Annotated in this window: 9 protein-coding genes; 8 read left to right on the plus strand and 1 reads right to left on the minus strand. The window is 38.9% G+C overall.

Annotation, left to right across the window (positions count from 1 at the left end; all coding sequences use genetic code 11):
* The first annotated feature begins 38 nt into the window (after positions 1 to 38).
* The 3 genes from H9N25_RS20915 (at position 39) to H9N25_RS20925 (ending at position 5,749) form a co-directional block, all read left to right on the plus strand.
* On the plus strand, positions 39 to 1,235 hold the full coding sequence (locus H9N25_RS20915; RefSeq protein ID WP_190327112.1) for an anhydro-N-acetylmuramic acid kinase: 1,197 nt from the start codon (positions 39 to 41) through the stop codon (positions 1,233 to 1,235).
* Positions 1,236 to 1,348: 113 nt separating this feature from the next.
* Positions 1,349 to 4,438 carry a SusC/RagA family TonB-linked outer membrane protein gene (locus H9N25_RS20920; RefSeq protein ID WP_190327113.1) on the plus strand — a complete coding sequence of 1,030 codons (3,090 nt, stop codon included), beginning with the start codon at positions 1,349 to 1,351 and terminating at the stop codon, positions 4,436 to 4,438.
* A gap of 15 nt (positions 4,439 to 4,453) precedes the next feature.
* The gene (locus H9N25_RS20925) at positions 4,454 to 5,749 is read left to right on the plus strand and encodes a RagB/SusD family nutrient uptake outer membrane protein (RefSeq protein WP_190327114.1); all 1,296 of its coding nucleotides are present in this window, start codon (positions 4,454 to 4,456) and stop codon (positions 5,747 to 5,749) included.
* Positions 5,750 to 5,893: 144 nt separating this feature from the next.
* On the opposite strand, the gene H9N25_RS20930 is transcribed toward H9N25_RS20925, so the two are convergent.
* On the minus strand, positions 5,894 to 6,640 hold the full coding sequence (locus H9N25_RS20930) for a DeoR/GlpR family DNA-binding transcription regulator (protein WP_167296033.1): 747 nt from the start codon (positions 6,638 to 6,640) through the stop codon (positions 5,894 to 5,896).
* Between the two features lie 240 nt (positions 6,641 to 6,880).
* Here H9N25_RS20930 and H9N25_RS24740 point away from each other — a divergent pair, with 240 nt between their 5' ends.
* The 5 genes from H9N25_RS24740 (at position 6,881) to H9N25_RS20950 (ending at position 16,216) form a co-directional block, all read left to right on the plus strand.
* Positions 6,881 to 8,275 (plus strand): carboxypeptidase-like regulatory domain-containing protein, encoded by a 1,395-nt coding sequence (locus tag H9N25_RS24740; RefSeq protein ID WP_223833460.1) that lies wholly within the window; start codon positions 6,881 to 6,883, stop codon positions 8,273 to 8,275.
* Positions 8,275 to 9,975 carry a SusC/RagA family TonB-linked outer membrane protein gene (locus H9N25_RS24745; RefSeq protein WP_223833461.1) on the plus strand — a complete coding sequence of 567 codons (1,701 nt, stop codon included), beginning with the start codon at positions 8,275 to 8,277 and terminating at the stop codon, positions 9,973 to 9,975. The genes H9N25_RS24740 and H9N25_RS24745 overlap by 1 nt, the downstream gene beginning before the upstream one ends.
* Before the next feature lie 16 nt (positions 9,976 to 9,991).
* Complete coding sequence (locus H9N25_RS20940; protein WP_190327115.1) at positions 9,992 to 11,635, plus strand: SusD/RagB family nutrient-binding outer membrane lipoprotein; 1,644 nt, start codon at positions 9,992 to 9,994, stop codon at positions 11,633 to 11,635.
* A gap of 5 nt (positions 11,636 to 11,640) precedes the next feature.
* On the plus strand, positions 11,641 to 12,435 hold the full coding sequence (locus H9N25_RS20945) for a DUF4397 domain-containing protein (RefSeq protein ID WP_190327116.1): 795 nt from the start codon (positions 11,641 to 11,643) through the stop codon (positions 12,433 to 12,435).
* A 313-nt stretch (positions 12,436 to 12,748) separates the two neighbouring features.
* The gene (locus H9N25_RS20950) at positions 12,749 to 16,216 is read left to right on the plus strand and encodes a SusC/RagA family TonB-linked outer membrane protein (protein WP_190327117.1); all 3,468 of its coding nucleotides are present in this window, start codon (positions 12,749 to 12,751) and stop codon (positions 16,214 to 16,216) included.
* Positions 16,217 to 16,224 lie beyond the last annotated feature (8 nt).

The following is a 16,224-nucleotide window of genomic DNA, read 5'->3' on the forward strand; positions in this document are numbered from 1 at the left end:
GCAGACAAACGTTTGATCTTTTTAAGATAAAAACCAATATGAACACACAGATTGAAAAGTTGTATTCGAAAGCAGGGAAATCAGAACGTTTTATTATCGGCTTAATGAGTGGAACTTCTATGGATGGGCTTGACATTGCGTTATGCTCGGTTAAGGGAAGTGGAGCAGGTACCAACATTCGGGTGCTGAAATTTAAAACAGGCGATTATACCGATGATTTTAGGACTAAAATTAAAGCGATTTTTTCGAAAAAAGAAGTCGACTTACAGCTGGTTTGCCTGATGAACGAGCATATTGCAAATATCCATGCGCAGCTCATAAACGAAGCGCTAAAAGAGTGGGGCATCCGAAATGAAGACGTTGACTTTATTGCGAGCCATGGACAAACGATTTTTCACGCACCAAAATCTTTGCATCAACTGGCCGATTATCCTAATGGTACACTACAGATTGGTGATGGTGACCATATTGCCATTAAAACAGGAATTATTACACTTTCTGATTTTAGGCAGAAACATTTGGCTGCAGGGGGCGAAGGCGCACCTTTAGCGGTTTATGGCGATTACCTGATATTTTCGGAAGCCGGAGAAGACCGCGTAATGCTGAACATTGGAGGTATAGCAAATTTCACTTACCTGCCAGGGAGTACGGATGCAAGTGAAATTTTTTCGACGGATGTTGGTCCTGGTAATACCTTGATGGACCAGTATATGCAAAAACATTTTAATCACTTTTATGATAAAAATGCCACTGTTGCTTTGGCTGGTAAATTTAATCCCCGTCTATTATCTGCATTGTTAAATTGCAGTTTTTTCGATTTAGATTTCCCTAAAACCACTGGGCCGGAATTATTTAACCTGGAATATTTAATAGAGGCCCAAGCGAAATCTTCAACAACAGCGCTTTGCAAAGAAGATGTAATGGCCACCTTATGTCATTTTTCTGCAGAAACCATTGCAAATGCGATAAAACGTTGTTTTGGCGATGAGGCTAAAGCGCAAATTTTTATGAGCGGTGGCGGGATGCACAATCCGCTGCTTGTTCAGCTTCTTAAAAGTAAGCTGCCTTTTTGCAAATTCCTAACCACAGCCGATTTAAATATTAATCCCGACGCTAAGGAAGCGGTTTTGTTTGCTGTTTTGGCCAACGAAACGCTCTGTGGTAAACCAATAGACTTTGGCAATAGGCAAGGTGTGCCTTCGGTTTGCATGGGTAAAATTAGTTTACCAACATAATAAAATGCACTTGTTTTACAGATTGTAAACCTGTTTGTATCTGTTAAAAATTTGGTTTGTGTGGTATTTTGTTTAATTTGTTTTAAACTAATCTTCTAACAAAACCAAATTTTATGGAAAAAAGTTACCTAAAATGGTCACCAGGATTCTTCGTAATTTTGTTGATCCCATTTCTGCTGCTCTTATCTACAGGGATGGCACAGGCACAAAACAAACGGTATACCATAAGTGGTAAGGTTACCGATGCCTCAAATAACAGCCCTGTCCCCGGCGCTGTAGTAAAAATTATCAATACAAATCTTGTAACAAGCACGAGTTCGGGCGGAACGTACAGCTTTTCGGTTGATTTAGCGCCTGGTAAATACCAGATCCAGATTTCTTTTATCGGCTTTAAATCAAATATCGAAACTGTAATACTTGGTGAGAATACCACGGTTCAGGCAAATAGTGCTTTGAGTGGCGATGCAGTGGGGCTTGATGAGGTAATTGTTACAGGTACTTCTCAAGGAACTACCCGTAAACAGCTCGGTAGTTATGTGAGTACGGTAAAGGGTGATGATTTAAATAAAGCACCCAGCGGAAATGCACTGGCTTCATTGCAGGGTAAAACGCCTGGCGCGCAGATCAGCCAGAATTCTGGAGATCCGGCGGGCGGAATTTCTGTTCGTTTAAGAGGTGTGAGCTCGGTTAACTCATCATCAGAACCACTTTATATTATTGACGGAGTGATTGTAAATAATGCAACCACACGGGTTACCAATACCTCATCTAATTATGATAATGCGAACAATAGTATTCAGGTGGGAAATATCGGACAAAATAGAATGGTTGACATTAGTCCATCTGATATTGATCATATTGAGGTTTTAAATGGTGCAGCTGCTGCGGCAATTTACGGATCGAGAGCCAATGCAGGGGTAATTCAGATTTTCACCAAGAGGGGTAAAACTGGAGCGCCGCAAGTAAGTTTCAACACCAGTTTAATCATTAGTGAGCTGCGCAAGCAAATTGATGTCAATCAATCGCCAACAAAATTTGGGGGGCCAACTGATGGGCCGAATGCGCAAACCCAAGACGTATTATCCCCTGCGCTAATTACAACAACTCCGGTAACCAGGTATAATTACCAGGATTATATTTTCAGGACAGGTATCGGTACAGATAATTCAGTTTCAGTTTCTGGAGGTAATGACAACACTAAATTCTATACCTCAGCTGGTTATTTCTCAAATCAGGGAATCATAAAAAACACTGATTTCACCAGAATGAACTTCAGGGCGAATCTTGATCAAACCATTAATAAATGGGCAAAAATGACGGCAGGATTTAATTATATACATAGTGATGCGAACGAAAAGCCAGATGGAAACTCTTTTTTCTCGCCAATGAATTCGGTAACCATTATTGGTAATTTTCATGATTTGTTCACTAGAGATGCATTGGGTAATTTAAAAGCCATAGGAGAGCGCGGTCGTGTTAATCCGGTATCGGTAATTGAAGATATCAAGCAGCGCCAGTTTACCAATCGTATCATTGCAAATGCTGGATTAAAACTTACTCCTGTTAAAAATTTAACTATTGATTATACCATGGGGGTTGATAACTCAATCCAAAATGGGACAACATTTATTCCGCCCTTTGCATATAATGTAAGTACAAGTTTTTATGGTGGTGGACCAACTCTGGATCCATCATTAAATGGTTATGCCAGTGCGGCAAATGCTACTACCACATTATTTAATAATGAACTGAATTTTACTTATGAGGCCAAGATCACAGATTTGTTGAGTTCAACAACCCAACTTGGTGGGTCTTATCAATACCAAAAAGACCTGTATAGCTTGCTAAACGGGCGCGGTTTAGCCCCATTTGTTCAGGTCGTAAACGGAGCAAGTACTGCTTTAACTAATGTTGATAGTCGTTCAGAATTCTCGATCAGTGGTGCTTATTTACAACAAAATTTTAAATATAAGGACCATTTGTTTGTAACTGGCGCCATAAGAGTAGATCAATCTACAGTATTTGGGGAAGACAATAGAACACAGTTTTATCCTAAAGCTAATGTAAGTTACGTACTGTCATCTGCCGATTATTGGAAAGATTTTGGTGTATCATCATGGTGGAATGCTTTCAAATTAAGAGCGGCATACGGCCAGTCTGGAAATTTAACAGGGATTGGAGCATATGATCGTTTTAATGTGTACTCGCCAAGTGCGCTAAACAGCAAAACGTCTTTAACATCGTTAACAACATTGGCTAATACAAGTGTAAAACCAGAGCGCCAAAAAGAGCTTGAAATCGGTACAGACATGTCTTTTTTTAATAATCGTTTAGGTTTAACTTTTAGTTACTACGATAAGAATGTAACTGATTTATTATTGCCAGTTGTGACTGCGCCCACAACTGGTTTCTCTAGCCTGTTAGACAATATTAGCGGGACGCTAAAAAATAGGGGTATTGAATTAATGCTTACAGGGGTGCCAGTTAAAACCGAAGATTTTACCTGGACATCGACGCTAATTTACAATAGAAATAGAAATAAAATAGTAGGTTCAGGTGCACGGAGATTAATTCAGACCAATGCTGGCGCACCTGTTGCCATTATTGACGGTTATCCTGTAGGCGTTTTTTATGGAACATATTTTGAGCGGACAGCAGATGGAAATATTGCTACAAACGCTGCGGGTATTCCTTTAACTGCAGGTCAGACGGCCAATAATGTTTTGCGTAAAGTAATTGGCGATCCTAACCCAGATTACACGGGGTCTTTTGTCAACGATTTTACGTACAAAAAATTAAGCTTACACATTCAATTGGATGCTGTTCAAGGAGGTGATGTTTGGAACGCAGATTGGAGAACACGCCAGGGTGTGGGAAATGGTAAAGTTGCCGAAGCAGAGCAGATGGGGCAATTGCCTAGAGGTTACGTGGCCGGGGCATACGGTGTAGAAGAATGGCGTATTGATGATGGATCTTTTGTTAAATTAAGAGAGATTTCTTTGAGTTATAATATTGGTCAGGTTAAATTCATTAAAAGTTTGAGCGTTAATCTTAGTGGAAGAAACCTCATTTCGTGGGATAATTACAAAGGCTATGATCCTGAATTGAATTCTGGTGGTCAATCAACAATCTTGAGAAATATCGATTTCGGTTCAGTACCAATTCCACGCACCTTCTCTTTGGGTTTACAGGCAAGATTCTAATTTAAAACTGTTGTTATGAAAAATTTAAAATCAAGATATATAGGATATGCATTTCTGCTTACCATAGTGGCTTTCTCAAGCGCTTGTAAAAAGGAATACTTAAATCCTAATGCAGCTACGGCTGGCGATGTATTAACCTCTGCAAAAGGTTTGACAGGTGTTACGGTAGGCTTACAAAAAAACTATTCTACAACGCGGGCTGGAATTCTGTACGCGACTATTACTTTAAATGGCCTAACTACAAATGAGTTGATATCCATTAATACAGGTAATACCAGTGAAGAAAGATTAGTTGCTGGAGGTGTACAGGTAGATGGTACCAATTCGATATTGCTAAATGTTTGGGCTGGTGCCAATAAAATTATTTATGATGCTGATAACGTGATCAATAATGCTGTCAATCTTCCAGATAAAAACTATGCAGCGGGTTTAATAGCTTATGCGAGTGTTTTTAAGGCTCTGGCTGTGGGTAGTTTATCGGAATATTGGGAAAAGGTTCCAGCTGGTACAGGGCAAAACGTTACCTTCATTAGTCGTGCTGATGGCTATAACAAAGCAATTACAACCATTGATAATGCCTTGGCGGTAATAGCAGCAAACCCGATCAGCACTTCGTTTTTGAGCAATATTCCTACAGGGGTAGATATTCCTAGTACTTTAAATGCCTTAAAAGCACGTTACGCTTTATTTGTTGGGAACTATAGTCTTGCTTTAAGCAGTGCCAATGCCGTTGATTTAACTAAAAGATCGTCGTTCACTTACGATGCACAAAATTTAAATCCAATTTTTGAAGTCGCTACCTCTACCAACAATGTAATTCAACCTAAGAATATAAATTTAGGGCAAACGGGCGCTAATATTCCGGATGGCGGTGATGGCAGGATTCCATTTTATACGGCAATTAATACAACTGTACGCATTAATGGTTTTGGTGCAGGTACTTTTACCCAGTTTCCCATTTATCTGCCAGGCGAGATGACGTTGATTAAAGCAGAGGCATATGCCCGTCAGGCTACTCCTGATTTAACTTCAGCACTTACTGAGCTGAACAAGGTTGTGACTAAAACCGCTGCAGCTGATCCTTTTGGAGTTGGGGCAGCACTACCTGCATTAACTGGTCCTTATACGCAACAACAGCTTTTAGATCTGATTTACAAACACCGTTGTATTGAGCTCTTCATGTCTGGGCTAAAACTTGAGGATATGAGAAGATTTAATCAGCCTTTAGCTGATCGTAAGCGTAATTTTTTCCCTTATCCTTTCGCAGAAAGAGATAACAATACAAATACCCCTGCAGATCCAACTTTCTAGCAAAATGAAAGAGGTTGTGTCATAAAGACAATTTCAGCTCAGATGCTGTCATGTTGAGCCTGTCGAAACACCTTAAACAGTATTTAAACAGGCCCTTCGACAGGCTCAGGGTGACAAATCTGTATTTATGGTACAGCCTCTTTTTTATAAAATATTTAGTTCTTTCGCGCGGTAACCGGCTAAAGATTCATGTTCTACTTCTAACTCCGTTATCAAATAACTAATGCTTTCTATTGGGCAAACCCTCAATCTTAAAGCAATATCCAATTTCTCGGAGATACAAAGCACGGCCGTTTTTTTGGCACAGGCCAGCATGGCCTTTTTAAGTTGGTTAATTTCCCAATAAGTATCCGTTAAGCCTTCATCTGGGTGGATGGCGCTTGTTCCCATCAGGCATAAATCGGCCTTAATTTCCGATAACTGTGTAATTACTTGCCCGCCATAGGTAACTTGCGAATTTTTTGAAAACAAGCCTCCGATCAAAATCACTTCGATATTGTTGTATTTGGCCAGTTCTACTGCCACCAAGGGACTAATGGTGAAAAATGTAGCAGATAGGCCCTGTGGAAGTCGTTTCACAAATTCTAAAATCGTTGTTCCTCCTCCGGTTAAAACTACCATGCCATCTTTTATCAACTGAACGGCTTTTTTGCCAATCGCGATCTTGCTATCTCTGGCATAAACCGTACTATCGTCAAAAGAACTGTGATAAGATTTCGATAAAGCACCTCCATGAACCTTATAAAGCAAATTTTCATCAACAAGCTCTTGCAAATCCCGTCTGATGGTATCTTCCGAAACATTAAGCAGTTGAACCAGATCAGAAGTTAATACGCGGTTATGTAAATTAATCTGGCGCATGATGAAGTCGTGGCGTTCTTTTTTCAGCATAAATCATTTGATTTTCTACGAATGTATAAAAAGATTTTAAAATTATATTCTTTGCGTTTTTATGCGTGTTTGTGCGATAAAGTTTTGTTTGTTAGCATAATAAATCTTTCCTATTTGTTTTTTTTATCAAAAACATTCATCATATTTACTTAACTAACATCAAATATGCGGCAATTTGCGTGTTTGATAAACCGGAATACAAACAACAACTTCTAATAACCACTTTCTTACTAACAAATTATGAAGAAAAAACTATTCTTTAGTTTTATCGGTATGATTATGCTGTGTGCGCAAGTTTTCGCGCAACAGGTAACGATTACCGGTAAGGTCAGCTCCGCTGACGGCCCCATTCCCGGCGCTTCTATTCGGGTAAAAGGGAGTACCGTGGTGTCACAATCCAATGGTAATGGAAATTACTCGATAAAGGCATTAAAAACCGACGTATTAACATTCTCTTATGTTGGATATAAAAGTGTTGAAAGAACTGTAGATGCAAATTCAGTTATTAATGTTTCATTGATTGCAGATGCGAGTAATTTGGAGGAGGTAACCATTACTACTGCTTATGGCGTGGGTAGAAATCCTAAAAGTATTGGGTATTCTTTGTCTCAGGTTCTTGGTGACGAGGTTACTCAAACCGGGAGAGAAAATTTTGTAAACGGGTTAGCGGGCAGGGTTCCAGGCTTAATGGTCAACCCTACAAGTGGTGATCCTGGAGCTTCATCTCAAATTGTATTGAGAGGTATTGTTTCGATGAGTGGTGATAACCAACCATTAATGGTTTTAGATGGCGTACCTATTGATAATTCTGTTGTAAACCAAATTAACACCACAATAGCTGGGCAAAATCAAAAACAAGATTATACTAATAGAGCGTCAGATATTAACCCTGCTGATATAGAAAGTTATGTGATACTGAAAGGCCCTGAGGCCACGGCATTATATGGAAACTTAGGGGCCAATGGTGCAATTTTAATTACAACAAAAAAAGCAAAAGCTGGCAAAGCTACTGTTTCATATAACGGATCGTTAAGGGTTGAAACCGTAAATAATGCACCAGAAATTCAAACTGTATATAGTCAAGGTGCTACAAACGGCATTTATGACGGTAATTCTATTTCCTATTTCGGGCCTAAATATCCAGAAGGACTCCCGATTTATAATAACATTGATGCTTTCTTCAAAACAGGTATTGCCCAAAAAAACAATTTGGTTTTCGAAGGCGGGAAAGAATCATTTACCTATCGGTGGTCAACAGAGTATACGAATAATAAAGGAACAATACCCACCTCTAAATACGAAAGATTTGTAACTTCATTGGCGAGTACGGCGTCATTGTCAAATGCTATAAAATTAATTACTCGGTTTAGCTATACAAATGCATACAATAAAAAAACGAACAAAGGTATAAATGGTTATTTGATGGGGCTGTTGGGTTATCCATCACGTTACGATGTTACAAACTGGATTGATCCGCTTGGAAATAGGGTACTTACCACGGGTTCAATATTTACTGAAAACGACAACCCTTTTTGGGATGTAAACAAAAATTTAGCCGATGATAAAACCAATACTATATATATAAACTCTCAAATCGAAATTAAGCCCAACAAATGGTTAACCGTTAGGGGATAGTGGGTGCAAATGTATCGAATACAGATGGCAATTTAGTTTACCATGCGCAGTCGTTTTCTGGCTCAGGGTCTTCAACAGCTATTAGAGGAGGGGTAATAAATACATATACTGCCTTAAATAAAACCTTTGATGGATCGTTAACCGCAACTGCACGACATAACTTTGGGAAGTTTAATAATACTTATGTTATTGGCGCTAATATTTCTGATGTAAATCAGGAAACAAATTCTATGCGCGGTCAAAACATGTTCGATCCAGATTTTTATAGCATCAACAATACCTTGCCCTCAACACAATCGGCTAAATTATCAATACTTCGTCGTCGTAATGCAGGTATTTTTGCGCAAGCAATTATGGGATTTCAGCAATTAATCTTTTTAACATTATCTGGTAGGGTTGATGCGGCATCACGTATGTTACCAAATAATCCATATTTTGCTTATCCTTCGGCTAGTTTGGCTTTCAATTTTTCTGAGCTTAATGGAGTAAAAAACTTAAGCTGGTTAAGTAACGGAAAGTTGAGAAGTTCATTCGGTATGACGGGTAAGGAACCGTATAAATATTATGCTCTAGCTACTAGATTAAATACTATTAATAGTTCTGGAGGTGGATTTAGTTACGATAATGCAGCGGGAGGAAATCCAAAACTAGTACCTGAGCGTACGGTAGATTTTGAGATTGGCACAGAGTTGGGCTTTTTAAAAAACAGAATCTCGTTGGATTTTACTTACTACACGAGAGAAAGCCGCAAGCAGATTATTAGCCCTCGCATTAGTTACGGAACGGGCTCGGTAGTTAAAATTATGAATGGCGGAGTTATTTCAAATAAAGGAATTGAAATTCAATTAAAAGGATCTCCAATCAGGCAACAAGATTTTAATTGGGATGTAACTTTTAACTTTACACGAAATAAAGGCATTGTAAATAGCATTGCTGAAGATTTACCTGAGTTTTATGATTCTGATACTTGGATTGCTAACGGTGCACGTGGATCGGTAAATCCAGGAACAAGCACACTAGCACTTGCCGGCTGGGTAAATTCTAGAAACGATAGAGGTGATTTATTAATTGACCCAAATACAGGCTTGCCAATTTTAAAAAGTTCTACCGAATTTGTTTATATAGGAGATAGGGCGCCAAAATTTAACTTGGGTTATGTGAATAATTTGCGGTATAAGAATTTCAATCTTTCTTTCTTGTTTGATTTAAGAGTAGGTGGTGATGTATATAACCAAACCGAATATGAACTTTACAGAAGAGGGCTAAGTGTTAAAACTTTAGATCGTGAACAACCAAGAATTTTAACAGGTGTGTTACGGGATGGATTAGAGAATACAGCCAATCCTACAGTTAATACAATTATGATTACACCTTATACCTATACTGCGTATTATAATAATACAACTGGCGGTATTGCTCCCGAGCAGTTTTTGGAAAGAAATATTACAACTTTGAGATTAAGAGACGTAACGGTTAATTATGATATTCCAGAAAAATTAGCAAAAAGAACAGGTTTCATCTCAGGAGCAGGTTTATATATTACCTTAACTGATGTGTTCTTGTTAACGAATTATACAGGTACCGATCCTGATGTAAATGGAAATAATCCAAGTACAGCTGGTGCTGGTGGTTATGGTATTGATTATGGCAGTATGGGCCGTCCATTGGGAGTAAATGTTGGATTGAGAATTAAACTATAATTTAAGATTTAAAAAAATGAAATACACAAAAATACTTTTCATCATCACACTGTTATTTATAATTAGTGGATGTAAAAAATGGCTCGATGTAAATTCGGATCCGGCAACGCCGCAATCATCTAAGCCAGAATTTTTTCTAGCGCCCATTATTGCAAAAATGGCTTATAATTCAGCGTTAGATTATAGAGATGTGGAATCAAAACTTACGCAAGCCTGGGCCAATCAAACCAATCTTGATATATGGGAGCGTCATTCATCCGTTTCATCAGATGCAGGTGGAGCAATGTGGAGGCATGTTTACATCAATGCGGGCTTAAATTTAGAAGATATGATAAATAAGGCCCAAGCAGTTGAAGCCAATAATTTAGCCGGCATTGGTTTAGCAATTAAAGCTTGGGGGTTTCAAATTTTGACGGATGTGCATGGCCCAATTATTTTAGATGAAGTTTTTAAAGATCAGCTCACATTTAAATACCAAGATCAACCAGATGTTTATGCCAAGGTTAGAGAGTGGTGCCAACAAGCTCTTAATCATTTAAATAAACCTGATGCTGGTGATTATACAATTACCTTAAAAAACAACGATTTTATGTTTGGCGGAGATAGAAATAAATGGAAAAAGTTTGTGTATGCTATTTTAGCAGTTCAATATAGCCATTTAATTAATAAGCCAGATTTTCAATCAAAATATGCTGACAGTGTAATTAAATATGTTGATTTATCTTTCGGAGGCAGTTCAGCTCTACCCTCAGCATCAGAGGATGCAACAATTGGTTTTGTGGGTAACACCGCTTATGTTAATGACAACGCTCCGGGCGATTCAAATCCATTGAGTGCCGCAGCCAACTTAATTGGCGGAGCAACTTATGGAAGAATTGGCCAGCCTATTGTAAACTATTTAACAGGGGGAGTTAGAGGCACGCCAGTAATAAACCCAACAGCTAGTTCTACTGGTATAGTAGATCCTAGGCTAACCAGAATGATCAATCCAATGGCTACAGGTGTATACCGAGGGATTGTTGCCACAAAAGGAGATGTACCTACGACAAAAACACTTCCACACGTTTTAGGTTCGGTTACCCCTACTACAGCTGCACCATTTCCGGGCAAATATATTTTCGGCCAAGGTTCTGCTGCCGTTGATAAACCTAGGTATCCAATTTTTACTTATGCACAACTACAATTTGCAAAAGCCGAAGCGCTATTTATTAAAGGGAATAAAGGTGATGCATATACAGCATACATTAATGGAATTAGAGGCCATATGGATTTTGTGAATTTATATGGTAGAAACGGAGCAATTGTAGCACCTGTAATTACGGCAGCTGAAATAACTGCTTACTTAGCCTCTTCTGAAGTAGCTCAAAACCCAGCTGTATTGACAATTGCTGATATCATGGGGCAAAAATACATAGCGCAATGGGGCTGGGCAGGTTTCGAACAGTTTAGTGATATGCGAAAATATCACTGGGACTCAAATGTATTTAAACAATTTAAGCAATTAGAGTCATCAGAATTTTCGAACCCGGGTAAATACGTTTACCGTTTAAGGCCAAGGTTAAATTCAGAATATGTTTGGAATAAAGAAGCTTTAAATGAGTGGGGCGGTTTGGATGCTGGTTATCCATATAAAGAAACATGGTCTAACTTACCTAATTAATTATTATGAGAAATATTAAGATTTTTTCAATTATAGCTTTTGTATCCTTCGCGTTTTTTGGGTGCAATAAAGGCAAGGAAAATATATTTTCTGAGTATACCATCGTAGATCCAAGCTTATCCTTTTTTAAAGTAAATTATAATGTAGCCTATTATAATAACCCATTTGTGCAGCTTAAAATTAATGGTGTAAGAGTGAGCGGAACTAATATTCAAACTCGTTACCCTTTCCCCGGTGGAGGGTTTAATACCTTAGGAGGTTCAACAGGAGATTATTTACCAATACAATCTGGAAATAATGAAATTTCACTTTCTATACCAAAGAAAGGAACAAGTATAGATTCGGTTGAGGTATTTAAAACGACTATATCTACGGCGGCAGGTAAAAAATATTCTTTACATGTGGCAGATACCCTAATTCGTAAAAGTTTAATCGTGGACGAAGAAGTATCCTTACCTGCTGAAGGAATAGTTCGTTATCGTTTTGTTAACTTAATGCCAAATGTGGCCGCGATAGATTTATATATTGGCTCCATAAAAGTAGTTTCAAATATTCCTTTCATGGGGATTAGCGATCCATTCACTTTGCCAATTACACAAACGAATGTATCTACCATCTGGGCTATTCGTGCTGCAGGTACACCAGCAACTTCAACGGCAATTGCAACTTATAATAGTGCAAGTACACTATTAGGCCAAAGAGTTTATACCGTTTTTGCAACGGGTTATAACGGATATCCTACAACAGGTTCAAATCTTGATCCTCGCAGGCCTTTTGTTTCATTCTATTATGTAAGATAAATTCTATTATTTCTAAAAATTAAGAACTATTTTTCTAACAAGATAATTTTTCTCTCTTTGATTTAAGCCGCCACTCGTTTAGTGGTGGCTTTTTTTATTAAAAATGCATAGTGTTAAAATGAGATTAGAACCCATTTTAATTGCGCTTTTGTGCGGTTTTTTGCAATAATATCAAACTAATTACAATATATACCCCTTAAATATTTGTAAATAAGTGGAAAACAATTATGATATTTACTTAAAATTCAGGAATATGCGGAATTGTGCGTGTTTATGAATCTAAACTAACAACAAACATCATTAACTCGTGTTTATGAAAAAAAAATTACTATCAATCTTTCTTGGCGTGTTTTTGCTGGTGGCCCATGCCATTGCGCAACAAATCACCATCACAGGTAAGGTTACATCAGAAGATGGGCCGATACCGGGGGTTTCTGTTAGGGTTAAGGGCAGCAATACTGTTGCGCAAACCAACGCTGACGGAAGTTACTCCATTAGTGCCGCAAATGGTAGCATACTGGTGTTCTCTTACATTGGTTATGTAACTGCCGAAAAAACAGTTGGTGCTACTAAAACCATCAATGTAAGCCTAAAAACTGATGCACAAGGGCTTGATGATGTAGTTGTGGTGGGTTATGGAACCCAACGCAAAGGCAACCTTACAGGCGCTGTTTCTACCATTGATGTGAAAAAGACATTGGAGGGCAGGCCGATTGCCGATGTAGGCAGGGCACTTCAAGGGGCAGCATCAGGTTTAAGTGTAACCGTTCCAAGTGGCGAAATTGGCTCCGATCCGGTAATTAAAATCAGGGGGCAACTAGCATCATTTGCAGGAGGGAGTTCTCCTTTGATTTTATTGGATAATGTAGAGATCCCGAGCATCCAACTGGTTAACCCCAACGATATCGCATCAATTACCATTTTAAAAGATGCTGCTGCATCCTCTATCTATGGTGCCAAGGCTGCTTTTGGTGTGGTATTGATAACGACTAAGCAAGGATCTGGGTCTGATAAGCCTTCAATTAATTACTCGAATAACTTTTCTTTCCAGAACGTTTGGAAAGACCTAAAAATGGCTGATGTAAACGGTTTGAAATATACCGTTGATGCCGCTGAACGGGTAGGAGTAACCACCCCGGTTGGTGCATTTTATTATGTAGATAGGGCAAGTTATGAAAAAGCGGTAGCGTGGAAGGAAAAGTACGGAAGTACAATCGGGCCAGACGATCCTACTGTGTTTGGGAGAGATTGGTATGTACAGGGAGCCAACCTGAAAATGGGCGTGAGGACTTACGATCCTTACGAATACATGATCAAAGAATGGGCACCTACCCAACAACACAACCTATCAGTTGGTGGTACAACCGGAAAAACAACTTATAATTTAGGCCTTGCATTGCTCGATCAGAGCGGAATGTTAAAACCGGCGAAAGAAGATCGCTTTACACGCTACAATGCATCAATCAAGATATCAAGCGAAATCAACAAGTATCTTACCATCCGTGGAGGGGCGCTATATTCGAGAAGAAATAAGCAATATGCATATACCACCAATTCTACAACAGCCGATCCGTGGTTATATTTGTATAGATGGAGTTCATTGTATCCATTGGGAAAAGATGAAAATGGCGATGCCATCCGCAGTCCCGAAAGTGAGGTTGCTTCGGCAAATACAGCCAACATCTTATTAAATTATGCTAATGTAAATTTGGGTTCTACTGTTAACATCCTAAAAAACTGGAAAGTAGATTTTGATTATACTTTTACCAATCAAACTGAAGACTGGAAAAGACCGGGTACAAGGTTTACTGCAAGAAATTCATGGGTGGCACCGAAGGCACGTTTAGATGCAAGTGGTGCGCCTGTTTATGTAAATGATCAGGGCCAAGTGGTTTCAAGCACCGCGGCTGGTGCAATTGCAGCATACGATTTATCATTGGATATGTACACTGCACCAGGTTCAAGCCCCGATCATTTTGCCAGATCTGCAACAAGTTATTTTAGTCATACCATTAATGCTTTTACTACTTATAATTTAAATTTAAAGGAGAGCCACAATTTTAAATTTATTTTGGGTTTAAACCGGGTTACTTCTACAGCAGAATCGCAGTTCGGTCAGATTACCAATTTGGCTGATATCTATAACCCACAGTTTAGGTTTGGTACCGGTATACAAACCGTAATTCCATCCTCGGCAGTAATGGGAATTATTCCGGGAGGAATAGACATTGCAGGGTCAGATAAAAAATGGGAATCGCAACTAGGTTATTTTGGCCGTATCAATTATGCCTTTAAAAACAAATACCTTATCGAAGCTAACTTACGTTACGATGGTTCTTCAAAATTCCCAACCGATCTGCAGTGGAGATGGTTCCCTTCATTTTCTGCGGGTTGGGTAGCCAGCGAAGAAAATTTTATGGCATGGACCAAACCACTCTTGAATCAGTTAAAATTTAGAGGATCTTGGGGATCAATCGGCGATCAGACTGTGCCGAACAATTTGTACATCCCAATTATGCCAAGCGGACAGTCGAGCTGGATTGGTGCAAATGGTGCAAAAGTAAATTTTGTAGGCACGCCAAACGCAATTAAAGAAGCGATTCAATGGCAGGATATTGTGACTACCAATTTAGGGCTAGATGCAACCTTGTTAAACAATAAGATAAATGTTTCTTTTGATGTTTTCCAAAGAAACACCGATAACATGATTGTGCCTCAAGAGGGTATTCCTTTTACTTTTGGAGCGGGAGCGCCGCAAGGTAACTTTGGTGCATTACAAACCAGGGGCTGGGAATTAACTTTAGATTTCAACCATAGGTTTAAAAATGGTTTGGGTATTAATTTCAAAGGTAATATTTCTGATGCCAAAACAAGATTAACCGCTTATGGCTCCGGCACACAGGTTGTTGGTAACTATAACGGTAAAGATATTGGCGAAATATGGGGCTATCGCACAGATAGATTATATCAAACGAGCGACTTTGAACTGGATGGCTCTGGCAAACCTATTTTAATCACCTTAACTAATGCCGAGAGTAAGTTAAACGCAGGGAAACAAACTTATAAACTAAAAGCCGGACCAAACGGCGAAAAACCAGTTTATCAGCCTTTTTTACAAAATGCATCAACTTTCCGTTTTGGTCCTGGCGATGTTAAATTCATCGATGTAAATGGTGATGGGGAAATCAGCAATGGCGATGGTACTTTGGCTAATCACGGCGATTTAGAGGTAATTGGGAATTCCAATCCAAGTTATGAGTATGGTTTTAGATTAGGAGCCGATTTCAAGGGCATTGATATCAGCGCGTTTTTTCAGGGAGTGGGAAGCCGCAAAATTTGGGGCGCTGGATTTTTAGCCATCCCAGGATTTAACTCAGCCGATGGTGCAATGCCAGAAGCCATTGCAGGCAATTATTGGACACCGCAAACGCCTGATGCCTTTTACCCTGCTGCCTATAACAATGCAGCGAGCGGAACCACCAATAACATGCAGGTTCAAGATAGGTATTTGTTAAACATGGCTTATTTAAGATTGAAAAATTTAACAGTTGGTTATACTTTTCCGCAAATGCTGACCAAAAAAGTTGGTATCAGTTCGCTAAGGGTGTATACCGCGCTCGAGAATTTCTTTACTTGGGATCATTTAGGGGATTTGCCGATCGATCCGGAAAGTATTAACGGATATTCTGTATGGGATCAATCAAATTACAATAGCGGCCGTACAGGAACCGGAATCCCTGCTTTTAAGAGTATTTCTTTTGGTGTTCAGTTGAATTTTTAAAAATTAAG

The organism is Pedobacter riviphilus (assembly GCF_014692875.1).
GTDB lineage: Bacteria > Bacteroidota > Bacteroidia > Sphingobacteriales > Sphingobacteriaceae > Pedobacter > Pedobacter riviphilus.